Source organism: Nocardia sp. NPDC059236, from assembly GCF_042754085.1.
GTDB lineage: Bacteria > Actinomycetota > Actinomycetes > Mycobacteriales > Mycobacteriaceae > Nocardia.
The window spans coordinates 541,935-566,395 of record NZ_JBHZAF010000001.1 but is presented as its reverse complement, the minus strand read 5'-3'; the positions used below and the strand labels follow the sequence as shown (position 1 = coordinate 566,395).

The window sequence follows — 24,461 nt, the reverse complement described above, 5'->3', positions numbered from 1 at the left end:
GCCGACGGGTCAGTTCTGCTCGCCCGCGAGTGCGGCCGCGACCTGGGCGACGGCCTCGTCCAGGGGGATCTGACGCTGTTCGCCGGTGCTCAGATCCTTGAGCCCGATCTGGCCCTCGGCGACCTCGCGGTCACCGAGCACCAGGGCCAGCTGCGCGCCGGACTTGTCGGCCGCTTTCATCGCGCCCTTCATACCGCGGCCGCCGTAGGCGAGGTCGATGCGGATGCCGGCCCGGCGCAACTCGGCCGCGAGCACCACCAGGCGCTGCTTGGCCACTTCACCGAGCGGGACGCCGAACACCTGGACGCGGGGACCGTCGACGGCGGACTTGCCCTCGGCCTCGAGGGCCAGCACCGTCCGGTCGACGCCGATGCCGAAGCCGATGCCCGACAGCGGCTGCCCGCCGAGCTCGGCCATCAGCCCGTCGTAGCGGCCGCCGCCGCCGATGCCGGACTGCGCGCCCAGCCCGTCGTGCACGAATTCGAAGGTGGTCTTCGTGTAGTAGTCGAGCCCGCGCACCATGCGCGGGTTGACCACGTACGGCACGCCCAGCGCGTCGAGGAGGCCGAGCACCTGCTCGAAGTGCGCCTTGGCCGACTCCGACAGGTGGTCGATCATGAGCGGCGCGTCGACGGTCATCTCCTTGACCTCGGGACGCTTGTCGTCGAGCACCCGCAGCGGGTTGATCAGCGCCCGGCGCTTGGTCTCCTCGTCCAGCGGCAGCTTGAACAGGAAGTCCTGCAACAGTTCTCGATATTGCGGCCGGCAGGTCTCGTCGCCGAGCGAGGTGATCTCGAGCCGGAAACCCTCCAGTCCGAGCCCGCGGAATCCGGCGTCGGCGATGGCGATCACCTCGGCGTCCAGGGCCGGATCGTCGACGCCGATGGCCTCCACGCCGACCTGCTGCAGCTGCCGGTAGCGACCCTTCTGCGGGCGCTCGTACCGGAAGAACGGCCCGGCGTAGCAGAGTTTGACGGGCAGCGCCCCGCGGTCGAGGCCGTTCTCGATGACCGCCCGCATGACGCCGGCGGTGCCTTCGGGGCGCAGGGTGAAGCTCTCGCCATTGCGGTCGGCGAAGGTCCACATCTCCTTGGTGACGACGTCGGTGGATTCGCCCACACCCCGCGCGAACAGGGCGGTCTCTTCGAAGATCGGCAGCTCGACATGCCCGTATCCGGCCAATCGCGCCGTCCCCACGAGGGCGTCGCGGACGGCGACGAACTCGGCGGACGTGGGTGGCAGATAGTCGGGGACCCCCCTCGGGGCACGGAAGCTGCTGGTCTTGGTCACGATGCCCAGTTTTCACCACGCCCGTCCGCCAAGTCCAACCGGTTACCGGCCGACGGTCACGAGGGCCTGCCATATGTAGGTTTTTCTCAGCGAATGCAGGTAATGTCTGCCGCGGCCGCTGGGCTGACGGCCGCAGTCTGTACAGACATCAGATACCGACCGTTCACGGAGGGACAGTTAGTGCCGAGCAATGAACAGCGACGCGCTGCGGCGAAGCGGAAGCTGGAGCGTCAACTGGAGAATCGGGCCCAGCGGGCGCGTAAGCGCAAGCAACTCACCATCGCGGCCTCGGCCCTGGGTGTTGTGGTCGCGGTCGCGGCCGGTGTCGGCATCTACTTCCTGACCAAAGGCGATGACAACAGCACCAGCGCCAAGGCCTCGGAGACTCCGGACGCCTCGCTGACCGCCGCTCCCCCGCCGGCCGCCAAGGCCAAGCCGGCCTCGGTCAGCTGTACGTACCGTCCGTCGCAGAAGCCGGCCGACAAGCCGGTGAATCCGCCGAGCACGGCCAATATCTCCACCGCCGGTGATGTCAAGGCGACCATGGACACCAGCCAGGGTCCGATCTCCATGACCCTGACCCCGAGTGAATCCCCCTGCACGGTCAACAGTTTCGAGAGCCTGGCCAAGCAGAAGTTCTTCGACAACACCAGCTGCCATCGCATCACCACGGGCAAGGGCCTGGAGGTGCTGCAGTGCGGCGACCCGACCGGCAGCGGAATGGGCGGTCCCGGTTACGAGTTCGACAACGAGTACCCGACCGACCAGTACGACCCGAATGATCAAGCCGCCCAGTACCCGGTCGCCTACAAGCGCGGCGTGCTCGCCATGGCCAACGCCGGCCCGGGCACCAATGGCAGCCAGTTCTTCCTGGTCTACGGCGACTCCCAGCTGCCGCCGCAGTACACCATCTTCGGCACGGTCGACGACGCCGGTCTCGCCACCCTCGACAAGATCGCCAAGGCGGGTGTCCAGGGCGGCGGCCAGGACGGGAAGCCGGCCGCGGACGTGAACATCCAGTCGGTCCAAATCAACTGACCAGCATGGTTTTTCGGGCCCGGCGCTTCCCGCGCCGGGCCCGATTCTTTTCCGGCGTAGGTCTCGGGAAGGTCCCGTTGAACCTCTTGCGTAAGGCTTCCCTAACCAAAGAAAATCCTGACTTTTCCACGACCTGCCGGAATTGTGCGATATATGCTGGATCGCGACGCGCGCGTACGGTGGTTTCGGAGTTTTCGCTGGTAATCTCGTAGAACGGAGTACCAAGGCGTAGTAAAGCCCACCGGGCAATCCCCACCGGGCCGCTGCGACGCCTGATGGGCTCCGGGTGTCCACGTTTGCAGGCGGGATATGGCTACGCGCAACCACCGTTCGTGTGGCGATGTCCGTGACGAAGCACCACAATCATCCATAGTGATCTAACTGCAGCATCGGGGAGCAGGCAATGGCCGAGGAACTCGACGACATCGGCCGCGAAACAGCGGCGATGATGAGGCAAATGTTGCAGCTCGCGACACTTGTCGCGCTGCGCACCCGGGAACGTGGCCAGAAGGAAGCGGAAGCACGCGTCAGGGTCACCGAGGCCCGCCAGAAGGAGGGCCGCGAGCGTCGGCTGCGTGAGGCAGCGGATGCCAAGGCACGTGATCCGCGTAACCGCGAACTCTCGCGAATCTTGGAGCGCCCGACGCGTGAACGGGGCGTATCTCTCGAAAAGGATCGATTCTCCGCGCAGGCGGAGGCATCTCGAATGGCCGCGCAGCAAGCCAACCGCGGCTCCGTGCGATACGACTCGGTGGAGCGGCGAACCGCTCTGGCGCAACACCTTTCGCGCATGGGCATCTCGCCCGAACTGCAATCGGTACGGCTGCTGATGGAGGTCGGACAGGCCCAGTCGGCACAGGACGCCGTGCGGCTCCGGGAGCAGGAGGCAGCGCAGCGGCGGGTGCGGGAGCAGGAAGCGCACGAGCGGGACCGCGAACGCGCTCGCTCGCGTGAACGAGTCTGAGCAGCAATAATTTCCAACCGTGGCGGATCGCAACCCGATCCGCCACTTTCCGTTTCGGCGCCGGCACCATACCGGCGCCCACGGTTCATCTCAGAGCGGGAACTCCCCCATCGTGGGATTGCTGAACAAGCCCTGCTGGGGGGACTTCAACGGCAGCGGCGTGAGCATGTCCTTGTGGCCGTTGCGCACACTGCAGTACTTGAACGGGCCCTTGGGATCGAACAGTTTCGCCATGTGCGGGTCGGCGTGGTCGAGGAACCAGATGCTCAGCCCGGTCTTGCCGTCGTGGCGGAAGTGCTCCCACGCCCGCCACATGGCATCCAGTCGCGCGACCGCCTCGGCGTGCTTCCACCATTCGGGGCACCACACGGTGTCGCTGATATCGGTCACCTGCCGGCGGTACACGAGGCTGAGGTAGTTCTCCACGAACTCGACCACGCTCGCGTAGACCATGGGTGTTGACTCTTCGCTCACAGCGGTCGAACCTCCTTGGGCGCCGAAACATCCGGCAGTGTCTCTTTGATCAGGGCGGGGCTGATCAGATCGGAAATCTCGGTCTTGCGCGTCGGTGACGGGTCGTGGGCTTCGATCGACCGCTCGACCGCGGCGGAGTCGGGGCCCTCCCACCACGGCACCGTGCGCAGCAGCACGGCCGGTGTGCCCGCGGCGAACAGGATGGCGCGGCCGCGCGGCAGGGTCGCCAGGGCATGGGCGTTGAAGGTCCGCGACGAGCTCAGCGAGCGCGAATAGCTCTTGCCGCCCTTCGATTCCGACACCGACTGCGAGATGCTGTCGTAGTCGCCGATGGCCTCGGAGCGCTGTTGCAGGAAGGTCATGTCGTCGATGCCGCTGCCGATGACCTTGATGTTCGCGGCGCCCCAGAGCGCCTCCATGCCATCGGGTCCCCAGCAGCGCGCGCCCTGCGCCCAGGACTGCAGCACCGTCATCACCACGATGCCGCGAGAACCGAAGTGGCTGTACTGCTTCGGCAGATCCTTCCAGCGCACGACATTGGCGGCCTCGTCGAGTGCGGCCAGCAGCGGCACCGGCAGTCGCCCGCCCGGCGACCGCGACGCCTCGCGGGAGGCCACGTCGATGACCGCCGCGGTCAGGGCGCTCACCAGCGGCGCCGCCGAACCCCGGCCCTCCAGCGACAGGCAGTAGAGGGTGCCGTTGCGCTCGAGGAATTCCAGTTCGTCGAAGGCCGACCGGCCGCCGTTGGGGATGATCCACGGCTGGATGTGCGGGAACTTCAGGCACCTGATCATCGCCTTCGCGCCACCGAAGATGCCGTCGCGCGTGCGGATGTCGAGGTTGTACTGGCCGGCGAGACCCTCGGCCATGTAGTGCTTGGAATGCGCGCGCAGGATCTCGATGGGGGTGGTGTCCATCGGGTTGTTCACCCATTCCCAGGCGCGCAGGATGTTGCTGCCCTCGAAACCCGCGGCCAGGAACAGCGCCGCGAGCAGATCCTCGGCCTCGGGGTCGAAGTACGAGTCCGCGCCCTGGCCGGCCGAGGGACTGCCCTCCGCATCGGAGAAATGACCCGCCAGGCTGACCGCCCGCACTTCGCAGCCGGGCCGGTGCACGTCGACCCACGCCAGCGGATCCCAGTACCACCCGGGTTCCTGCTGTGCCTGCAGGTCGTGCGAATCCGGGGCCACGCCTTGCGGATCGAAGACGAAGATCTGACTGCCCTTGCCCGCGCGCACATCCCGGGTGGCGTCGACGACGTCACGCTTGTTGGAGGTGACGACGACCGGGCCGATGGCGGCGAGCACGGCCGGGATCACCCGGGAGGTGGTCTTGCCCTGCCGCGGTCCCCAGATGTCGACCTGCAGATCCTCGTAGGAGCCGTACATCATTTCGCCGTCGGCGACCGACATGCCGATCGGGATGCCCGGAACCAGCATGTCCCCGGGCCGCATCAGCGAACCGGGAATGAGCATGTCCCCGGTGAGGTGCTTGTGCAGCGGCACACCGATCTGGCCGGCCTTCTCGCGGACACCGGACAGCGTGAGCGCCTTGATGGCCCCGCCGGTGCCCATGTGATCGGCCTTGTCGTCGATCGCCAGTCGGCCCTTCTTGGCGCTCAGCTCGCGGCGGCGCCGGTACAGCACCCAGCCCAGCGTCCCCCCGAAGACGAGCACGATGATCACGGTGGCGGCGGCCGGCCAGCGCAGCTCGCCCTTGAGCAGGTTGACCACGATGGCGATCGGGTTGATCGGCACGTGCTGGCGCGGCGAGCTCAGCAGGTTGCCCAATTGCACTGCCAGCCACACGGTTCCGAAGATGTAGAAACCCGCGTAGACGAGGTGCAGGACACGATCGGGACCCGGGTCGGCCGGGTCCGCAATCGGTTTCTTCGCCATCTCTAACCTCCTGGGATGACCTGTGAGTCGTTACCGCTCAACGGAATTCGTCCAGCAACCAGCCACCGGCAGGTCCACGCACGACGGTGGCGACGACCGTGGCCGAGGGTAGCGATTCCCGCCTGCCGTCCGGATAGACGACCGTCTGCTCGATGCCGATCTTGTACTGCTGCCGGTTCGGGTCGGCGCCGGCGGGGGCCTTCTCACCGGAGGCGAACGCGAACGCCTCGACGTGAGCCCCCGCCTTGGCCCAGTCGGCCCAGCGCAGTGACGGTCTCGGGGTTTCCACGCTGGTGGACGGGTTGTCCAGTGTACGGATCAGGCTGGGTCCCAGCCATTTCCGCGCCCGGCGCAGCGCATCGCCCTCGGACTCGGTCGCCGGGTACCAGGTGTAGATCTGCTCCAGCGCGGTCACCGCGACACCGTCGGGCGTGGTCGGGTCGGGGGCGGGGGCATCCTCCAGCAACCGGGTGGTGGACGTGGGCGGTTGCCCGGCAGACGGATTCGAGCCGCCGCCGGTCGAGCTGCCGCCGCCGCATGCGGTGGCCAGCACTGCGATGCTCACTACCAGCATCACCACCCCAATCGCGGGACGCATGCCTGCGCTCGCACCGTGCACACCCGTGCTCGCGCTCACCGGCCCGCGCCGGCGGCGCAGCACCGGACCACCCTTCCAGGCTAGTCGCTGAGCGGTATATCCGGGCCATACCAGCGGGTTTCCCGAGTCGGCGTGTTCGTTCTCGCGGCAGCGGCTCATGTGCCGCGCTTGGCGTCGTGGAGGGTTTCCACCAGCGTGCGGTTCATTTCGGCGGCGGCCGCGAGCTGCTGCTGCAGCAGAGCCACCTTGCGGCGCAACGCGATCGCATCCATGCGTTCCAGGCCGGGGCTCTCGGCGGCACGCACCCAGTTGCGCACCGAATTGGTGTGCACGCCGATCTGTTCGGCGACCACCCGGCAGGCCTCGGATTCCGAGCGCAGTTTGCCGGTGAGGGCGATGACCTGTTCGACGGCGGCCTGCCGGACCTCCGGCGACACTCTTCGATACGACCGGTGCGGCATCATGCGGCGCTCCCCTCGTCCGAGCCGCGGCTCGCGGTGGTCTCGGTGAATTCGCTGAAACGCTGGTTGGTGTCGTGGATTCCGCTCTCCCGTTCCGAGAGCGTGAACTCCATGTGGAACGGGATGCCGGGCCGGCGGTCCTCGCCGATCTTGAGCAGGAATTTACCGGTGCCGGGCGCGGGCGGGCGCTGCTGGCCCGGTTTGAGCGCCTCACCGGTGAGCGCCTGCGGCGCGGACCAGCTGGTCACCATCTCCTCCTCGGCGGCGGTGAACGGCACGGTGGAATCCAGACGCGCGATCTCCTCGGCCGGGAGCGCGCCGAAGATCTTGGCGCGGGCGCGTTCCAGGAAGCCCAGGGCCTTGGCGATGGCCGCCTCGGAGCCCAGGGACTGCAGGTCCTTGATGGTATGGCTGATCATGATGAGCGAGGTGGCGATGCCACGCTGCAGACGCGTGAGCTCGTCGACGCGGTCGACCATGAAGTCGCCCAGGCCCAGCACCTGCCACAGCTCGTCCATCACCACCTGGAAGTAGCGCTGCGGGCCCAGATCCGCGTCGGCCAGCACGTGCGCGGCCTCGACGGAGGCGAAACCGTCTGCCCAGCAGGCCAGCATGACGGCGGCCTTGAGTTTCTTGTCGCCGTTGGGGATATGGGAGACGTCGATGCAGACGGCGGTGGCGGTGGTGTCGATCGGAGTGGTGGTGTGGCCGTTGAAGACCGCGCCGAACGGGCCCTGGGTGAGGGCGCGCAGGGAGCGGCGCAGGCCCTTGATGGCCTCCTGGTATTCGTCCGGATTGTCCGCGCCCGCATCGAGTTGCAGTTCGTCGCCACCCGCCACGACCACATCGAGCAGGTCCTCGATGATCGGCGGGTGGTCCGGTGTGAACGCGCTGCCCTCGCGATAGAGGATGCGCAGCGCGGTGGAGATGAGGGTCTCCTCGAAGTCGCGCACGCGCGCACCGCGCACCAGTTCCACCAGCCCGGCCACCAGAGTGACCTGGCGGGCCCGCATCTCCTGTATGACCTGGGTCTGCAGTTCGGGGAACTCGCCCAGCATCGGCACGATCGAACCCAGCACACCGGCGGCGAGCGGATTGAGCTTGCCGTGCCCGTAACCCAGGTCGATCACCTGGCCGCCGACCAGTTCCACCAGCTTGCGGTAGTCGGGCTTGACGTCGGCCAGGATCAGCGGGGTGATGCCCTGCGCCACGCCGCCCAGCACGATGCGTCGCACCAGCGAAGACTTGCCGAAACCATTGAGGCCCAGCACGAACAGGCTGGGCGCGGTGATGAAGCTGCCGCGCATGAACCAGTTCATCGGGTCGAAGCAGACCGGTGCGCCGGTGTGCAGGTGCGAGCCCAGCGGCGTGCCGATGAGCGGCGCACCCGCGCCGACCGACCACGGCCACAGGCCCGCGACCTGCGCGGTGGTGGCGCGGTACTCGACCGGGCGGCCGACCACGTTCATCCGCCCGCCGCCCGCGCCGATGTAGCCGCGATCGGTGAGTTGTGCTGTGGTGCGGTCGAATTCGTCGAAGCTGCCGTACTCCATGCGCTCGGCGCGCGCCGCGAAGTTGCGCCGGCGCAGATCGTCGGTGTGCAGGCGGAAGGTGGCCCAGGCCGCCCTGATGCCATTGCCCTCGCGCGCGGTGACCTCGAGCTTGGCCCGCATGGTGTCGTCGAGCAGCTTGGGACCGGACTGCTTCTTCTTGGCCGCGGCCTTGCGCGCCGCCGCGCGCTTGGCCGCCGCGTCGCGCTCGGCCTGGTCGGCGACCTTGTCCCGCTTGTCCTTACGGGCGCCGCGGCCACGCTCCTCGGTTCCGGTCCGCTCGGGCCGCCCGTCGCGCGCGGGCCGGTTGCGCACCGGCCGCTCCCCCGCCTCGCCCTCCGGCCGCGCCGGGCGGGTCCGACCGGGCACGCCGGCCCGTCCGCCCAGGTGCACCCGATCCGCGTCCGTGGACCGCCCGCGACCCTCGGAGCCATTGCCGCGCCGGGCATCCCGCTGCGGGTCGGCACGGCGCTCACGCCCGCCTTCGGCCGCACGCCGCTCGCGCCCGGATTCACCGTCACTGCGCCGCTCACGTCCGGGTTCGCCGTCTGCGCGCGGTCGCTCGCGCCGCCGGTCACCGGGCTCCCCGCGGCGCGCCGCACCCGCCTCGGGTGTGGTCTCGCGACTCCGCTTGCGCTCCATGCGATCCCCCTCGGTCCGTTCCGGCCCGCGCGCCCGTGACCGAGCCTCGCCCTCGCGCACACCGCCGGACCGCGCCACCGCGCCACTCCGGCCGGATCCCTTGTCCAGCACGCGCTCCGACCGCTCGGTGCCGCCGGGACGCCCGGCCGATCCCGCCGTGGGCTCCCCCAGCACATCGGCCGCGGCCCGCAGTGCATCCCCCGAATCGGCCTCCGCCCGTACCGCCAGCTCTCGCCCGGTCGCCGGGACCTCCGCGACCTCGGCTGCGGCGACACCCTGGACCGTGCCCGATTCGCCTGTGCCACCGGTGGGTTCGAGGGCGGGCACCGCCGGAAGCCGTCGCCGGGCCGCCTTCGTCACCGGCTCCGCGTCGCTGTCCGCTTCGGGAACTCCGATCGGCTCGGCCACCGTCTCGCTGAGCTGCAGCGCCGTGCCGACCTCGACCGGCTCCCGGCTCGTGATCTCCGCGGGCGTCTCGGCCCGCTCTGGCTCGGCCGCGGGCATCGGCACCGAGGCGCCGCGCTCCTCCACCGGCCGCTCGCCGACGGGCGGTTCCGGCTGCGCCATCGCCTCCGGATCATGCTGGGGCGCAGCGGGATCCGTGACGATCTCCGGCTCGGCGCGCACCGCTTCGCCCTCGTGCTCGCCCATAACCTCGGCCCGCCGATCCTGGTCGGGCGGCTCGATGGGGTCGCGGCGGAGCATGCGGCGGTCCGGGAGGGTGCCGCGCCGGGGCCGGTGCTCGTCGCGCATGACGCGGGAGGACGGGGGCGGGTACGGGTCCGGCTCGTCGTGGGGGTCGACGGGAGCCGGGTCGCGGCGGGAGCCGCGCCGGGTGGGCGGCGCGGCGTCGCGTTCGCGGACCGAGGGGTCGAAGTCACGTGGCATGGGTTACCCCGCAAGCGCTTTCGGAATGGTGGCGTGTTCGGGGAGGATCACCCCGCAGCCGAGCGACGCCGCGAACGCCGCCGCCTGGTAGCGGTAGCAGCGGCGGATCTTGAGGCGGGCCTGGGTGGAAAGGTCGCGGGTGATGGCCTCGATGCGCGGCAGGTCGCCGCGCAGGGGTTCGGTAATGGTGACCAGGGCGCCGAAGCGAGTGACGCCGTGCCCGCGGGCCTGCTCCTCGCGGGCCTGCTGGGTGGCGCCGACGCGCAGGGTGGCGGCGGCGGACACGACGCCGCGCTCGGATTGCTGTGCCACCAGGGCGTTCTTGTAGTCGTCGTCCACGATCTGGGCGGCGTCGCCGGCCGAGTGCGGGCGGTAGACGATGGTGATGCGCTTGCGCGGCACCTCCGGATTCGGCGCGAGCAGCCGCTGCAGCACCCGCTCGTCGACCGCGCCCTCGGGGGCGGTGTCCATCTCCCAGGTGACCGAGCGGCCACCGTCGTGAATGAAGTGGTCCCAGCGCTCCTCGTGCGAGACCGGGCCCGCGTCGGCCCAATCCAGGCCGTGCCCACCGGGTTCGCCCGCAGCCACCTCGAGATCGGCCTGGGCGGCCGGGTCGTAGCTGCGGCGGATGAACGAGATGATCTCGTCGGCGGCCATGGGCTGGGCGCGAACTCCGGCCTCCGCCAGGGCCGCACAGATGCCGGGCAGGCGGCGGCCGATCTCGACCGCCTCCTCGGCCGGATTCTTGCGGCGCTCCGCGGTGGTCGCCTTGAAGGTGATGGCGACCCGTGGCAGCAGCTGCACCCGCTCCTGCGGCAGTTCGGTGGCCAGCTCGTACATGACCTGCTGCGCGAGATCGGGGGCCTCGGGCCGGGTGATGGTGGAAACCTCGGTGAGCAAACGGTTTCCGGTCTCGGGCACGGTGTCGATGACCGGCACCACGGCCACGATGTCGGAGGTCTGCCCCAGCGAGGCCAGGAACGTGCCCCAGGCGCCCACCCAGCGGTCGATGACCGGCTGGTCGACGGCCTCGTGGCCCTGCGGCCAAGCGCGCAGAACGACTGTGTACTGGGCGAATTGCGGTAGGTGGATCATGCCGAAGCTGTAGCCGCCGGCGTCGATGCCCTCGTAGAGCCGCGACGGGGCCATCAGCCCGGGCAGGCGGGTGACGCCGCCCGGGATCCGGGAGAACCGCCCGCCCCGGTACACGTGCTCGCCCTTGGACCGGCCGCGCAACCAATGGAACATCATCAATCCGTTCTCGTAGCCGGAGCGGCCCGCCGTCCGCCACACCAGTGGAACCATCACGACCGTGCCGATGCCCGCCACCACGGCGGCCGGTTTCGGCCCGGCCGCCAGCGCCGTCAGCAGCGCGGTGATCACGACGGCGAAACCGACCACGGTCTCACCCCAGCGCAGGCCGAAAAGGCCGGCGCTGCGGGGCTTTTGCCACAGTCCGTACGAGCGGCGCTCGTAGGTCTCGGTCATCGTCATCGCGGGATGGTGCTCCTGCCGAGGTCGGGTGAACGGTTGGCCCAGCGGTCACCGGCCAGGTCGCCCGCGGTGGACTCGGCCTTGCTCAGCGAGGCGGTCGCCGCGCGCGCCTGCGCGACCCGGTTGGCGACGCGGGACGCGCCTGACGGTACTGCGCCGCCACCGCCTTGGGCGGCAGGACTCGCGGCGGGCGCACCGCCGCCACCACCCGCCGGGCGTGGCGAGGGTGTCGGGCGCGGCGCACCGCCGCCGGGACCACCGCCCCCGGGACCGGGACGGGGACGCCCGCCGCGACCGGGTCCGACGAATCCGGCGGCGCCGGGTCCGGCGGCACCGCGCGGGGCCACCGCGCGCGAACCGACCGCACCGAGCGCGGCGATGCCGACCAGTGTGCCGGTGGTGGCGGCCAGACCCGAACCGCCGGAACCGACGATGGCCACCGCCGGGGTCACCAGGCGCATGAGCGCCGGCAGCACGAACGCGACCGTGCACAGCAGCACGATGGCGACCAGCATGCGCTGGGCCTCGTCGGCGTCGGGCAGGTTCGCGGTGCCGGTCAGGTCGTCGGTATTGCCCGCGGTGGTGAACGCGATCATGTACACGATCGCCGCCACCGGCTTGTAGAGCATGAACGCGATGATCCAGCCCAGCAGCTTCGAGTACGAGGTGCGCCCGATCTGGGTGCCCGACGCGGCCGCAGCCAGTGGCAGCACGCCCGCGGCCACCACCAGCAGACCCTGGCGGACGATGGCGAGCACAATCTGGGCCAGCGCCCCGAGCAGGCCGACGATCGCGATGATCAGCACCAGACCCGGCGAGAACGCCTGCAGCTTAGAGGTTTTCACCATCAGCTCGGCGATGTTCTTGGCATTGCCGCCGGTGGAGTCGTTGATGATCCACTCGGAGAACTTGTCCGAGGCCTGGGTGGCGGCCACGATCACCGCGCCCAGCATCCAGGAACTGAACACCACGCGGGCGAACATCCAGAACGATTCCGTGGCCTCGCTGACCGCGGCTCCGCGTCTGGCCTGCGCCAGTTTCAGGCCGGAGAGGATCACCGACGCCATCAGTAACAGGATCTGGACCTGATAGGTGTAGTCGTTGATCTTCGTGAAGAGCGCGCCCGCGTCACTGACGCGTTCGTTCGGGATCTTCATCCAGAACGTCAACGCCAGGATCAACGCCTCGCCCAGACCGTTCATCAGCGAGTCCACCACCTTGCCGAAGGTGGAGTCCCACGCCTTGTCGCGCACGGTGGCGGCGACGTCGTTCGGGTGGGTCGCGACATTGCCCGCCTTGCACGCGGCCGAGGCCGCGTCGCCGAGCGAGATGCCGGGCACGCCCAGCCCGTCGAGGGAGTCGTGTAATTCGTTGCAGGCCTGGTCGAAACCGTACGTCTGGCCGTAGGCCACCGTCGGGGTTGCGATCATGACGGTGAAGACGACCGCAAGGATCGTGACTAGCCGCCTCAGCATGTGGTCCACCTCTCGATGGGTCGCGATGCCATATCTGTTGTTGTCACCATCGGGTCCACCCCGCAAGCGAATCGACGTATTCGGTTTGCGCGGTCTTGGAAGTCGAAGGTTTGAGCCGCCAGTCGCCGGCGTCCCAGACCATGATCAGGCGCACCGCCGCCCACAGCTGCCGGTTGTCGACCACCGGCCCGCGCACGGCCAGCCGCACGATGGCCATGTCGTCGGCGTAGTTCTCGATCTGGAAACCGTCGGGGGCCACCAGATAGTGAGTCACCTTCTCGGGCTGCTGTTTCGGCAGCCGTTGATCGGCCAGCGCCTGGTCGTAAGCGGTGAGCTGTTCGGCGGGCACCCGCACCTGCCGGACATAGAGCTCCCGGTCGGCCGGGCGGGCATTGAGCCGGTAGGTGATCTGGGCCGCGGCCAGCGCCGCGCCCTGCGGGGTGTGCGAATAGCCGACGGCCAGGCCGTTTTCCAGGCGTGCCGGACCGTCGGAGGTGGAGAAGGGCACGGACGCGCCGTAGACCCGCTGCCAGCCGTGGGGATCGGTGGTCCCCAGCGGGGCGGCGGTGAGCCAGTCGGCGTCGGTGGCCTTGCGCTGCTTGGACGGATCCTGCGGCAGCGGCTGGCCGGCCGTGTTGTTGGGGATGTCGACGCGCCGGCCGAACAGATCCACGTCGGGCGAGGCGAATCCGGTGGCGCCGGAGTCGGCGGTCGCCGGGACGGTCCCGTCAGGCTTGGCGCTCGGCTTGCTGTCGCCATGCCCGAAGTAGACCACCAGGCCGGCGATCAGGATGACCCCGACCAGGGCGGCCGAGGCAATGACGCCGAACGAGACGCGGTCGCGCTCGGGCGACTCCTTCTCGCTCATCGCATGGCCTCCGAAGTGTGTGTGCCAGTGGACAATTCAGCTGCCCGTGCCCGTCAGGTCGGCAGCAGGGCCAGCGCGATCCCGCTGGCCGAGGTCGCCATGATCGCACCCAGCAGGCTCATCACCACCCCGTGCGTCGCGTCGTTGGCGGCCAGATCGTCGCGGAAGGCGTACCAGAGCCGGCCCGCGGCCAGGATCATCCAGGCCAGGCAGAACAGCAGCACACACCACAGCAGCCAGTCGATGAGCTGCATGATCGGCCGGATCACATCCGGCGGCATCTGCTTGTAGGCCAGCACGGCGTCCATCGCTGGCGCAACCAGCGCGGCGGACATTAGGTGATCACTGCATTCATGATCGTGCCCGCGCTCGTGGCGACGATTCCTCCGATCATGGCCCCCGCCACCATCTTCGGCGACTCCAAACCGCCTCCTGTCCATTTCTCCCAGGCGAACCGGCCACCGGCGTAGGTGATGCCCAGGATTCCCGACAACAGAACGAACCAGGTGAAATACCGAACCAGTTTCAGCAATTTGTCCGACGCGGGCGGTGCCTCGGGGGTCGGATTCCCGACCTGGGCGAGGATCTGGCCGTACGCGTCGTGTACGGCGAGGAGCATGCTCATTGTCTGTCCTTATCCAAAAGCGAACTGCTAGTAACAATCTCGCCGATGCACGGCCCGGCCGTCCAACCGGCGACGACAACTCCTTCTACTGACTGCCCTGCCACCTTCCCTGAGGACCGGGCAGGTCCCCGCAACCGGGAACTCATTCCCGCACAACACAATCCGTCGGCGTCCATGATCACTCCTCCCGGTCCGGGAACTGGGGGCGGGGGGCGTCGAGCGCGTCCTGCACGGCGGCCACGATGCCGGCGCCGAGCTCCCGCACGTCGGACGTAATCTCTTCCAGCGGATCGGATTTGCGCTTGCGCTGCTGCGGCACCGGGTCGCCGGGCGACCACACCGGCAGCTCATCGGCCTCGACCAGGGTCCATTCCTCGTGCCACGGCAACTGCCACACCTGACCCGCCAGCGAACCGACCACGTCGCGGTAGCGGCGGATCTCGGCGGGCAGCCGGCCCGGCCGCGCGGCCACGGTGATCAGGCCCAGCACCTCACACGGACCGGCCAGCCCGGCGTGATGCTGGCGCAGCAGATCGTGGGCGCGGGTGAGCCCGGCGATGGTCTCGCGCGCCACCAGCACCACGAACGGGGACTCCCGGTCGAACACGCCCGGCCAGCGCCGATACGAATCCGCCGCCGGCGCAAGCACATGCGAGAGCGTCGTCGCGCCCGTGCCCCCGTGCACGCCGAGCAGCCACACCAGGGGCGCTCGGCCGTCGCCGGGTACGGGTCGGTCCCAGATCGGTGCGCGGCGGGATTCCGGCGGCGGCACCACACCGGCCGCCAGAGCGGCCTCGGAGGCGGATCGGCGTTCCTTCATGGCTGCGGTCATGATGCCACTCCAGCAAGCAGGCGGCGATACGCGCGGCGTGTCTCTGCGGCCAGGTTGCTGTGCCGCACCAACTCTCCGCGTGCGAGGTGTGCGTCATAGGGTATCTCGACGATCTCACGGACCCAGCCGTCCAGATGCTCCCGCAAATGCTCAGCGACCCGAGAATCACTGCCCGGCAACTGATGTGACACGACGAGGGTGGTGTCGCCGACAATGCCGTCGCCCTGACCCTCGCCCTGCCCCCCGAACTGATCGTCGAGCCACTCCAGCGTCACGCGCAGCCGGTTGGCCGCGTCCACCCGCGCCGGAATCGACAGCACCAGCGCGATATCGGCGTCCTCGAGCAGCGGGCGCAGATGCCGGCTCGCGATCGGATTGCCGCCGTCGTAAACCGGGGTGTACCCGGTCTCGCCGAGCGCGCGGGCGACGGTCAGGTAGGTGGCGCGCCGGCGCAGCGGGGCGGGATCTCGCCACAGCAGGCCGATGCCGGAGGTGGCGCGGGAGAGACATTCCTTGAGCGGCGCGGCCTCGTCGTCGCCGCGGCCGTAGAGCCAGGCCTGCAGACTGATCGGACTCAGGTGCTCGTCAGCGCCGCGCAACGCGAGATCACTGCCCGCGAAAGTGCCGTCCACAGCGACGGTTTGGGTGCCGGCGGCGCTCATCTCCCCCGCGATGCCGAGCGTTGTCGTGGTGGTGCCCGCGCCGCCGCAACCACCCACCACCAGAATCGGGCGCGGCGCGGGACCGGCCTCGCCGGAGTCGCCGCGGCGCTTGCGCAAGCGCATCACCGGAGCCTTGGAACGCGCGGCACGGCCCGTCGATTCGCCCTCTTCGGGTTTCTCGTCGAGCCAGCGGCTCCAGTCCTGATCCATTGTCTCCGCTCTCCTCTTATCCGGCCGGAATGCCCGCGGCGGGTCCATGGTCGCCGATGCTCGCGGGGGCCGTCATTTCGTTGTACGCCGCCGTGACGGCGATCGGGCCGGAACGGGGTCCCGCCTCGAGTGTGCCGATGGATTGCGCAGTGCCGCCGTGGGAATTCAGCACATAAAGAGCAACTCCACCGGCAATGGCTAGCAAAACAATGGCAACGATCAGGAACGCGACGGCGAAAAACCGCCGCCCCGTGATGCGCTCGGCCGGCACGGCCGCGCGGTCGGCGACCGCGTCGAGCAGTTGCGAGGCCCTGTCGAGCGCTCTCGGAGCGCGCTCGCCGGTCGATGCCGCACCGGCTTCGCCACTCCCCGTGGGGAATTCGACGACCGTGCTGCCGCGGTAGCGCAGCGGCGGTGCGTAGGAGGCGCTCTCGCCGGAGTCGCCCATCCAGTCCGACCAAGCCCCGTCGAAGTGGTTGCGCCGCAGCACCGATTCGGGCACCGGCGGAATCTCGAGCTCGGGTTCGTCGTGGATGTAGTGCGGGTAGCGGGCCGGGCCCTGCTCGTCGGCGAACGCCGAGTCGGCGACGGGCCGTTCGGGGGCCGGGGCCTGTATGTCGAGTTCCAGGGCGGGGTACCAGCGCGACACTTTTTTGTACGACTTCAACATTCCCGCTGCGGGCACGTCGCTCGGCATCGTCTGACCCTCTCGGCGGTCGGTCGTGGCTGACGGTGTGTTGTCGTCGGTGATCGTCGGTACTGTGCAGCCCGCCGTCGTCGCGTCGCCACGGGCGGCGCGCACGAAACGGTCCCGATCGGAAATTCTCTCGCATGAACAGGATTCCAACGACTCGACGCGCCGGACGACACTCCGTTCAATCCGCGCGCGCGTGCGAGTAGCAGGGTTCGCGACATCGTGTGAACGCCACGCCGACGGGGCGGTCTTCCCTGTGGACGAAGCAGAATCTACATTAACAAGACCAAGAATTTTGGAGGTTTTGTGAAGACAGCAGACATTGCCGCGGTTGTGACCGGTGGCGCGTCGGGACTCGGACTGGCCACCGTGCGGGAACTGCACGCGGCCGGCGCGAAGGTCGTTATCCTCGATCTTCCCTCGTCCGACGGCAAGGCCATCGCCGAGGAACTCGGTGAGCGCGTGGTGTTCTCGCCCGGTGACGTGACCAGCGAAGCGGATGTGACCGCCGCGCTGGACGCCGCCCAGGAGCTCGGCACGCTGCGAATCGCGGTGAACTGCGCGGGAATCGGCAATGCCATCAAGACGGTCGGCAAGCAGGGCGCGTTCCCGCTGGAGTCCTTCTCCAAGATCATCAACGTTAACCTGATCGGAACGTTCAACGTCATCCGCCTGGCCGCCGAGCGCATCTCGGCGGTCGAGGAGGCCGACGGCGAGCGCGGCGTCATCGTCAACACCGCGTCGGTCGCCGCCTACGACGGCCAGATCGGCCAGGCCGCGTACTCCGCCTCCAAGGGCGGCATCGTGGGCCTGACCCTGCCGGTCGCCCGTGACCTGGCCTCGTACAAGATCCGCGTGATGACCATCGCGCCAGGTCTGTTCCACACCCCGCTGTTCGCGACCCTGCCGCAGCAGGCCATCGACGCCCTCGGCGCGCAGGTGCCGCACCCGTCGCGCCTGGGCGACCCGGCCGAGTACGCGGCGCTGGTCCGCCACATCGTGGAGAACCCGATGCTCAACGGTGAGGTCATCCGCCTCGACGGCGCGATCCGCATGGCCCCGCGGTAATCAGCATGGCCCCGCGGTAATCAGCATGGCCCCGCGGTAATCAGCAGGGCCATGCGGTGATCAGCAGGGCCACACGGTGATCACCGGCGGCGATCACCTGGTGACGGCACCGGCGCGGGCACTCGCCCGCCCGGTGCCGTCGCTGTTTCCGCGCAGCGCGAGCAGTTGCCGGGTGTGGCCGGGGATTTCGACATCGATCAGGCCGATGAACAGATTCCGCAGGGGCATGGCCTGATCCAGCAGCAGTGCGCCCGCGGAGAGCAGGCGGGTGGGCACCGGGCTGTCCAGTTCCGCGTCGCTGAGCGCGGGCCCGCCGAAACCGCACAGCATCTCGGCCTGGCGGCGCACGCGTTCGCGCAGGCCGGGGAAACCGCCCGCGAGATCGACGACGCGGTCGATGGTCCAGGTGTCGAGGGCGAGGCGATTGTCGTAGGTGGCGTGCTCCCCCGCCGCCACCGCCGACGCGGCGGCCATGGTGGCGGCAGTGACGAGGGAGACGTGGGCCAGGATCCGCTCGGCGTTCCACTCCCCTGGTGGAGGCGGCAGCGGCGGGCCCGAATCCGCCACGGCGGCAGCGGCTTCCAGCAGGGTGTCGTAGACCTCGCGCAGCGCGGTGGCGTCGAACATCAGGCGTGGGCCTGCGACATTTCCCAGGGCGCCTGCGGCAGTACGGCGCCGGTCTCCAGCAGCGACTTGAGGTTGGCCAGCACGGCGGGCCAGCCACTCGAAATGCCCTGTAGCATTTCCTGATTCGGCAGGTTCTCGTGGGTGACGGTGAGCCGGACGATGTCCTGGTGGGACTCGATGAGGAAGGTCACCACCGACGGGGCGCGGTCCGCTCCGATCGAATCCTCGAAGGTGAGGACGAGGCGGCGGGGCTCGTCGACCTCGAGGATCTTGCCGACGACATCGATCTTGTCCGAGCCGTCGACGCGGCGGTGCTCCCATTCCGAACCGGGCTGCCAGTCGGACACATTCGCGTGTCCCCAGTACTGCGCGGTCAGGTCGGCGTCGGTGAGGGCCTTCCACACCTGCTCGGCGCTGGCGTGGATGTAGGTGACGTAGACGTAGTTCGGCACGGTGGCGGTCATGGCGTACTCCTCTGCCTGGTTTTTGACGGCGCGCAGGACATCCAGCCGGGGGCGATCGAAGACGGAGATCCAGCGCTGTTCGATGTCGTGAATCGGGGTCGGATTGATGTAGTGCACCCGTTCGCGACCGCGCCGCAGCACGGTGACGAGGCCGGCCCGCTCCAGGATGTCGAGGTGCTGGGTCACCGACTGGCGGGCCATCTCGACCCGTTCGCACAGTTCGCGCAGGGTCTGGCCATTGTTCTCCCGCAGCCGGTCCAGCAGCAGGCGGCGGGTGGAGTCGGCCAGGGCCTTGAAGACCGCGTCCATCTCGGGTTCGGGTTGCACGGGAAAATTATGCAGGCATTTACCTGCATAAGTCAACGCCCCACCGCCGCGCCCAGCCGGACGGGCGGCCCAGCACCCCCTCTTACGTGGGAATTTCGTTCTCGGACATGACAATCCGCGCATTCACCGTCAAGATGTTCAACGGCCCTCGGCCAGAACTGACATCGTTGTCTCAGCAGCGCCCGGTGTTTCGCGGCGCGGACAGGAGCGCCCGTGGCGACGCCGCAGACCTCGGACCCCGTCTCATCGGTGATCGTGGAGACGATCCGGCCGGCGCGCATCGGGACCAGGCTCGCCCATCCGGTGCTGCGCACCACCGTGCAGCAGTTCCTGCGCGCCGGAGCCTGGGTCGCCGACCTGGGCCCGCGCCCCGCGCACCTGGTGTTCCGGATGACGCGGCTGTCCGAGCAGCCCGCCCGGGTGCTCGGCACCCCGCGCGGTACCCGCCGCGAACCGGTGCGGTTCGAGCACTGCGATGCCGAATGGCTGTGGAGCGCACCGGTTCCCGATCCGCGGGTGGACCGCGACGCCGCGATCCTGTACCTGCACGGCGGCGCGTTCATCGCGGGCGGGCTCAACAGCTACCGCCGCCACACCGCCCGCCTGGCCGCGCTGAGCGAGCTGCCGGTGCTGACCGTCGACTATCGGCAGCTGCCCGACGCCCACCCCAACGAGAGCCTCGACGACGCGCTCACCGCCTACCGGCACCTGCTGGCCGAGGGGTTCCCGCCCGAGAAGATCGTCGTCGCGGGCGATTCCGCGGGCGGCGGACTGGCGCTCCGGCTGGCGCTGACACTGCGCGAGCTGGGTCTGCCGCTGCCCGTGGCACTGTCGGTGACCTCGCCGTGGGCGGATTTCGACTCCGCCGCCCGCCTCGCGCATCCCAATGCCCGCTACGACGCGGTACTGCCCGCGGTCGGCCCCGACATGGTGGTGCGCCGCGGTATCGCCGTGGACGGCGAGCTGGATCCGAGCTGGTCGGTGGTGAACCACGATTTCAGCGGTCTGCCACCGATTCTGCTGCAGGTCGGCTCCCGCGAGATGCTGCTCGCCGACGCGCTGGCGGTGGCGAAACGCGCCGAGGCGGCGGGTGTCCCGCTGCGCCTGCAGGTGCGGCCGAGCGCCCCGCACACCCTCATCCACCTGGGTGCGGACCTGCTCGCGGACGGCCGGGACGCCGCCCGTGACGCGGCCGATTTCCACCGTGCGATGATCGATCCAGGTCGTCTCGGCCGCAGCGCCGCCTGATCCGCACCGGCGGTCCCGACCCTCCGATCCGAGAGGCTCCGATGTCACAGCCCGCCAATGCTTCTCAGCCCGCGATCCTCGTCACCGGGGCGGCCGCCGGTATCGGCCGCGCCATCGCCGCGCGGTTCGCCCGGGAGGGCTGGACCGTCGGCCTGTACGACATCGACGCCGACGCGGTCGCCCGCACCGCCGCCGAGATCGGCGGGCGGACCGTGACGGGGGCCTTCGACGTCACCGACCCGGCCGGCTGGGATCGGGCGCTGAAGGACTTCGACGACGCGACCGGCCGGCTGGACCTGCTGGTCAACAATGCGGGCATTCTGGTCTCCGGGCCCTTCGGCGAGATCCCGGTGGAACGCCAGCATCGCCTCGTGGACGTGAACATCAAGGGCGTCCTCAACGGCTGTCACGCCGCCCTCCCCTATCTGCGCCGCACCTTCGGCAGCCGGGTCATCAACGTGGCCTCGGCCTCGGCGCTCTACGGTCAGCCCGGCCTGGCGACCTACGGCGCGACCAAGGCCGCGGTGCGCAGCCTGACCGAGGCCCTCGACCTCGAATGGCGGCACTTCGGCATCACGGTCAGTGATCTGCTGCCCCTGTTCGTCGCGACCGACATGATGACCGAGGTGAGCCGCGGCTCGAAATCCGCGACCACGCTGGGCGTCCACCTCACCCCCGACGATGTCGCGGAAGCGGTGTGGCACACCGCAACCGGACGCCGCCCGCTGTCCGGCCCCCACGTCCTGGTCGGCCTGCAGACCAAACTCACCGCCCTCGCCACCCGCCTGTCCCCGCCCTTCGTGACCCGGGCGGTGGTGGGCTGGATCAGCAAGGCAGATTCGCTGCGGTAGTGCCTGACTGCGGTAGTGCCTGGCTGCGGTCGCGCCTCAGAGCGCGGCCAGATCACCCACGATGAAGATGATCAGGCCGGCCGTCATGGTCACCGCGCCGGCCAGGCCGAGCGGCGCGGTGCGGGCCTTGTCGGCGAATTCGTCGCCGACGCCGGTGAGCCAGTTGATGGTGTCCTTGGCGGCGATGAAGATGCCGCTGGCGACGACCAGCCAGGCGGCGGTGATGTTCCAGCCGCTGGACAGATCGGACAGGCGGGCCGCCCAGACCAGGCCGAACAGGATGACGCCCTGGAGGACCGCGCCGACATGGGTGACGGTCAGATAGCGGGGCGTGGGCGGGTTCCCCTCGCGCATACGCAGCGCGATCATCGGATAGCCGAGCAGGGCCCCATAGGTGAGGGTCAGCAGTCCGCCGATGATGAGGATCTTGTCGGTTGCCGTCATGGCGACCCCTTCCGGATCCGTCCACGATAGGAGCCGAATCACCTGGTCGCGGGCGTTCAGGGGAATCGATGCCCGACCTTGACCTCGTCGGGCGGGGGCGGCGTGCGCATCACGTGACCGGCAGTGCGGGCGCGATGTCCGACTCCGGCGTGCCCGGCTGCGCGGCGGTCCGCGCGGGCGGTGCGGCGCGCATCGGCCAGCCCGCCGAAGGCCGAGCCGTTGAGCCGGAAGAAGGCCGATTCGAGGTTCCCCACCGGCGAACCCAGCACCGCGGCAAGGATATTCAGCTCCGGGGCATAGCTCGCCGCGAGCTCGGCGGCCCACATCGTGGCCAGACCGCCGCCCGAGTACCCCCACAGCGCCACCGGCGAATCACTGGGCCGCGCCAGGAAATTCAGGGTGGCACGCAGGCCGTCCAGGGTGCGGTGGCCGGGCTCGCGCGGGGCCCCGAACCGCCCCGCGGTCCCGGTGTGGTCGGGCACCGAGACCACCCAGCCGCGAGTCAGGGCGTGCTCGATGAGCAGCAGCTCGAACTGCGGAACCGCGCCCAGCGCCCGCGCACCGCGACGGAACGCGTACGACGGCAGGCACTTCGAGGCGACGGCGTCGATGGCGCATTGACAGCAGCGGTTGCGGATGGTCGTCCCGCGGCGGCTGCGGCGCCCCGGTCGGATACGCGATTCATGCCAATCCCCTTTCGGCCGACGGTTATCCGGTAGCGGTCCGCGCGCTCGTCTCGGTCCGGGACGCCAGCGTGAACCGCAGTTCGCTGCGGCGGGCGACCGCGAGTTTGCGGTACACCCGCGTCAGGTGCTGCTCCACCGTACTGGTGGTGATGTTCAGGGCCTCGGCGATATCGCGATTGCGCTGACCGAGCGCGGCCAGTTCGGCCACCCGCCGTTCGGCCGGGCTCAAGGCGTCGAAACCGGTGTCGACCAGGGTTTCTCGCGCGGCCGGCACCGGGTCGACCTGCAGCCGGGCCAGGAGCGGTTCGGCCCCGCAGATCTCGGCGAGTCGCACCGCCTCCCGCAGCGGGGGCCGGGCCCGGTCCGACTCCCCCAGCGCCCGGTAGGCGTTCCCGAGATCGGCGAGCACTGTGGCCAATTCGAGTTCGTCGCCACCCGAGCGGGCCAGCGCCGCCGACCGGCGCAGCAGCGTCACCCGCCGCAGCGGATCGCTGGTCGCGGCGAGCAGGCGCAGCGACACCCCACCGGTGTGGTGCTGCTCGGCTCCGCCGATCAGGTCGAGGTGCCGGGTCACCAGATTCCGCACCTGCCGCTGCTGCCCGGATACCAGGCCGGCCGCGGCCAGGTCATTGCGCCACGGCGCCAGCCAGGCGAAGTCCATGTCCCACTCGTCCATCAACCGGCCGCACCGGCGGAAGTGCCGCAGCGCCTCCTCGGGCCGGCCGGTGGCCAGGCAGTGCTCGCCGCAGGCGCGCAGATAGCCCAGCGCGAAACGGGATTCGAACATGGCGCGCGGCATGGGCCGCTCCAGCTGCGCGGCGGCCTCGGCGTGCCTGCCCTGTGCGGTGAGCGCGCGCACCAGCACCGCGACCGCCCGGCCCAGCCACACCCCGAGCTGCTCGGCGGGCAGCAGATTGAGTGCCGCCAGGGCATGTCCGGCCGCCTCGACCGGATTTCCCTTGCGCAGCAGCGTCTCCGCGCGCGCCGAGGCGAACAGCGCCTGCCAGGTCGGGGCGCGGCGCGCGGTGGCCTCGGCCAGCAGGGCGGTACACCAGGCGTCGGCGGCGTCGAGACGATCGGTGTGCAGCAGGCAGTCGACCGCCGCCACCAGCACCTCGACGGTGGCGGGAGTCAGCCGATGGTGTGCCAGGATGCGCTGGGCCGCGGCGGCGGTCTCGGCGGGTGAGCGCTGCTCCCACAGTCCCGCCAGCAGTGCGGCGGCCTGCCGGTGGGGTGAATCACGGTCCGGCGACGGCGATTCCGGGCCGGAGCGGGCGCGGACCAGCCACGGATGCCGTTGCGCCTGCACCGGATGCGTGTAGCGCAGCCACGCCCCGACGAATTCGAGCCGATCGGCCGCCGCCGCGTCCGTGCTGCGACGCAGCTGGACCAGCGCGTGATCGGCGTGCAGGACATGACCGTGCCACAGCATCTGCAGCACGGTCATGGGCAGCTCCGGGTACGGCACCCGCCCGGTGCGCAGGGCCGCCTTGAGCCGGCCGAAATTGCGGGTGCGGCACGACGGGTTGATCCGCCACTCCACCGCCACCAGCCGGGTCGCGATGGCGGCCCGCTCGTCGGCGCGTCTGCTGGCCCGATAGGCCAGCTCCAGATAGGTTCCGGCGCTGTCCAATTCATCGGCGTCGAAGGCGCGGTCGGCGACCTCCAGGAGCACCTGCGCCGCCCACGAGCCGCGGGCGTCGCCCGCCTCGACCAGGTGCCGGGCCACCGTCGCCGCGGGCAGGCCCTCCCGGAACAGCAGTTCGGCCGCCCCGGTGTGCAGGGCGCGCCGATCCTCGTCGGGCAGGTCGCGCAGCACCGGGGCCGCCAGCTCCGGGTGCGGGCGGCACTCCCCCACGATCAGCCCGGCCGCCGCCAATTCCGTGACCACCGCACGGGTCTCGTCGAGTTCCGTGTCCAATAGCGCCGCCACCCGGCCCACCCCCGCGGCGGCCCCCAGCACCGCCACCGCGCGCGCGACCCGGAGTCGCTCCGCGTCCGCCGCGCTCACCTGGGTGGCGACCGCCCAGCTCGTCCTGGCGCCGGCCCCCACCGGCATATCCCCTCGGTCCCGAGCGACCGA

General features: G+C 69.9%; 23 protein-coding genes and 1 pseudogene. 5 read left to right on the top strand and 19 right to left on the bottom strand.

The features are described from left to right. Positions 1-9: 9 nt before the first annotated feature. Positions 10-1,290: a histidine--tRNA ligase gene (hisS, locus tag ACFXIV_RS02835; RefSeq protein ID WP_379395023.1), complete on the bottom strand. Its 1,281-nt coding sequence runs from the start codon at positions 1,288-1,290 to the stop codon at positions 10-12. 180 nt (positions 1,291-1,470) lie between these two features. Here hisS and ACFXIV_RS02830 point away from each other — a divergent pair, with 180 nt between their 5' ends. Continuing rightward, positions 1,471-2,328 (top strand): peptidylprolyl isomerase, encoded by an 858-nt coding sequence (locus ACFXIV_RS02830; RefSeq protein ID WP_364612318.1) that lies wholly within the window; start codon positions 1,471-1,473, stop codon positions 2,326-2,328. Positions 2,329-2,731: 403 nt separating this feature from the next. Continuing rightward, complete coding sequence (locus ACFXIV_RS02825) at positions 2,732-3,292, top strand: hypothetical protein (RefSeq protein ID WP_379395025.1); 561 nt, start codon at positions 2,732-2,734, stop codon at positions 3,290-3,292. 90 nt (positions 3,293-3,382) lie between these two features. On the opposite strand, the gene ACFXIV_RS02820 is transcribed toward ACFXIV_RS02825, so the two are convergent. From ACFXIV_RS02820 to ACFXIV_RS02760, 13 genes are all read right to left on the bottom strand, one after another. Next, positions 3,383-3,766: a DUF4913 domain-containing protein gene (locus ACFXIV_RS02820; RefSeq protein ID WP_354837280.1), complete on the bottom strand. Its 384-nt coding sequence runs from the start codon at positions 3,764-3,766 to the stop codon at positions 3,383-3,385. Further along, positions 3,763-5,664: a TraM recognition domain-containing protein gene (locus tag ACFXIV_RS02815; RefSeq protein ID WP_379395027.1), complete on the bottom strand. Its 1,902-nt coding sequence runs from the start codon at positions 5,662-5,664 to the stop codon at positions 3,763-3,765. Before ACFXIV_RS02815 ends, ACFXIV_RS02820 begins: the two co-directional genes overlap by 4 nt. A gap of 37 nt (positions 5,665-5,701) precedes the next feature. Beyond that, the gene (locus tag ACFXIV_RS02810; protein ID WP_379395029.1) at positions 5,702-6,262 is read right to left on the bottom strand and encodes a hypothetical protein; all 561 of its coding nucleotides are present in this window, start codon (positions 6,260-6,262) and stop codon (positions 5,702-5,704) included. Positions 6,263-6,417: 155 nt separating this feature from the next. Further along, on the bottom strand, positions 6,418-6,726 hold the full coding sequence (locus ACFXIV_RS02805; protein WP_379395031.1) for a transposase: 309 nt from the start codon (positions 6,724-6,726) through the stop codon (positions 6,418-6,420). Further along, positions 6,723-9,803, bottom strand: coding sequence for a hypothetical protein (locus ACFXIV_RS02800; RefSeq protein ID WP_379395033.1), 3,081 nt, complete (start codon positions 9,801-9,803; stop codon positions 6,723-6,725). The genes ACFXIV_RS02805 and ACFXIV_RS02800 overlap by 4 nt, the downstream gene beginning before the upstream one ends. A gap of 3 nt (positions 9,804-9,806) precedes the next feature. Continuing rightward, positions 9,807-11,297, bottom strand: coding sequence for an SCO6880 family protein (locus ACFXIV_RS02795; RefSeq protein WP_379395035.1), 1,491 nt, complete (start codon positions 11,295-11,297; stop codon positions 9,807-9,809). Then, positions 11,294-12,772: a hypothetical protein gene (locus tag ACFXIV_RS02790; RefSeq protein WP_379395037.1), complete on the bottom strand. Its 1,479-nt coding sequence runs from the start codon at positions 12,770-12,772 to the stop codon at positions 11,294-11,296. The genes ACFXIV_RS02795 and ACFXIV_RS02790 overlap by 4 nt, the downstream gene beginning before the upstream one ends. Positions 12,773-12,815: 43 nt before the next feature. Beyond that, the gene (locus ACFXIV_RS02785; protein WP_379395039.1) at positions 12,816-13,640 is read right to left on the bottom strand and encodes a hypothetical protein; all 825 of its coding nucleotides are present in this window, start codon (positions 13,638-13,640) and stop codon (positions 12,816-12,818) included. A 53-nt stretch (positions 13,641-13,693) separates the two neighbouring features. Further along, positions 13,694-13,975, bottom strand: coding sequence for a hypothetical protein (locus ACFXIV_RS02780; protein ID WP_354837264.1), 282 nt, complete (start codon positions 13,973-13,975; stop codon positions 13,694-13,696). Continuing rightward, a complete protein-coding gene (locus ACFXIV_RS02775; protein ID WP_213556317.1) occupies positions 13,975-14,265 on the bottom strand; it encodes a hypothetical protein in 291 nt (96 codons plus the stop codon). The genes ACFXIV_RS02780 and ACFXIV_RS02775 overlap by 1 nt, the downstream gene beginning before the upstream one ends. 178 nt (positions 14,266-14,443) lie before the next feature. After that, on the bottom strand, positions 14,444-15,097 hold the full coding sequence (locus ACFXIV_RS02770; RefSeq protein WP_379395041.1) for a hypothetical protein: 654 nt from the start codon (positions 15,095-15,097) through the stop codon (positions 14,444-14,446). Beyond that, the gene (locus ACFXIV_RS02765) at positions 15,094-15,969 is read right to left on the bottom strand and encodes a MinD/ParA family protein (protein WP_379395043.1); all 876 of its coding nucleotides are present in this window, start codon (positions 15,967-15,969) and stop codon (positions 15,094-15,096) included. Before ACFXIV_RS02765 ends, ACFXIV_RS02770 begins: the two co-directional genes overlap by 4 nt. 16 nt (positions 15,970-15,985) lie before the next feature. Further along, complete coding sequence (locus ACFXIV_RS02760) at positions 15,986-16,666, bottom strand: hypothetical protein (RefSeq protein ID WP_379395045.1); 681 nt, start codon at positions 16,664-16,666, stop codon at positions 15,986-15,988. A gap of 303 nt (positions 16,667-16,969) precedes the next feature. Here ACFXIV_RS02760 and ACFXIV_RS02755 point away from each other — a divergent pair, with 303 nt between their 5' ends. After that, entirely contained in the window at positions 16,970-17,731 is a 762-nt protein-coding gene (locus ACFXIV_RS02755) for a 3-hydroxyacyl-CoA dehydrogenase (protein WP_354837256.1), read from the top strand. A 93-nt stretch (positions 17,732-17,824) separates the two neighbouring features. Here ACFXIV_RS02755 and ACFXIV_RS02750 read toward each other — a convergent pair whose 3' ends face one another. Together ACFXIV_RS02750 and ACFXIV_RS02745 are read right to left on the bottom strand one after the other, a co-directional pair. Then, complete coding sequence (locus ACFXIV_RS02750) at positions 17,825-18,358, bottom strand: hypothetical protein (RefSeq protein ID WP_379395047.1); 534 nt, start codon at positions 18,356-18,358, stop codon at positions 17,825-17,827. After that, a complete protein-coding gene (locus tag ACFXIV_RS02745; protein WP_379395692.1) occupies positions 18,358-19,131 on the bottom strand; it encodes an ArsR/SmtB family transcription factor in 774 nt (257 codons plus the stop codon). Before ACFXIV_RS02745 ends, ACFXIV_RS02750 begins: the two co-directional genes overlap by 1 nt. A gap of 231 nt (positions 19,132-19,362) precedes the next feature. Between ACFXIV_RS02745 and ACFXIV_RS02740 the strand changes: the two genes are divergently transcribed. Beyond that, positions 19,363-20,397: an alpha/beta hydrolase gene (locus tag ACFXIV_RS02740; protein WP_379395049.1), complete on the top strand. Its 1,035-nt coding sequence runs from the start codon at positions 19,363-19,365 to the stop codon at positions 20,395-20,397. A gap of 41 nt (positions 20,398-20,438) precedes the next feature. Further along, positions 20,439-21,248, top strand: coding sequence for an SDR family oxidoreductase (locus ACFXIV_RS02735; protein ID WP_379395051.1), 810 nt, complete (start codon positions 20,439-20,441; stop codon positions 21,246-21,248). A 36-nt stretch (positions 21,249-21,284) separates the two neighbouring features. Here the strand turns inward: ACFXIV_RS02735 and ACFXIV_RS02730 are convergent, their stop codons facing one another. From ACFXIV_RS02730 to ACFXIV_RS02720, 3 genes and pseudogenes are all read right to left on the bottom strand, one after another. After that, the gene (locus tag ACFXIV_RS02730; RefSeq protein ID WP_379395053.1) at positions 21,285-21,692 is read right to left on the bottom strand and encodes a hypothetical protein; all 408 of its coding nucleotides are present in this window, start codon (positions 21,690-21,692) and stop codon (positions 21,285-21,287) included. A 197-nt stretch (positions 21,693-21,889) separates the two neighbouring features. Further along, a pseudogene (locus ACFXIV_RS02725) lies at positions 21,890-22,312 on the bottom strand (lipase family protein); the annotation flags it as partial. 88 nt (positions 22,313-22,400) lie between these two features. Then, positions 22,401-24,437, bottom strand: a complete 2,037-nt coding sequence (locus ACFXIV_RS02720) for a LuxR C-terminal-related transcriptional regulator (protein ID WP_379395055.1) — start codon at positions 24,435-24,437, stop codon at positions 22,401-22,403. Positions 24,438-24,461: the final 24 nt, after the last annotated feature.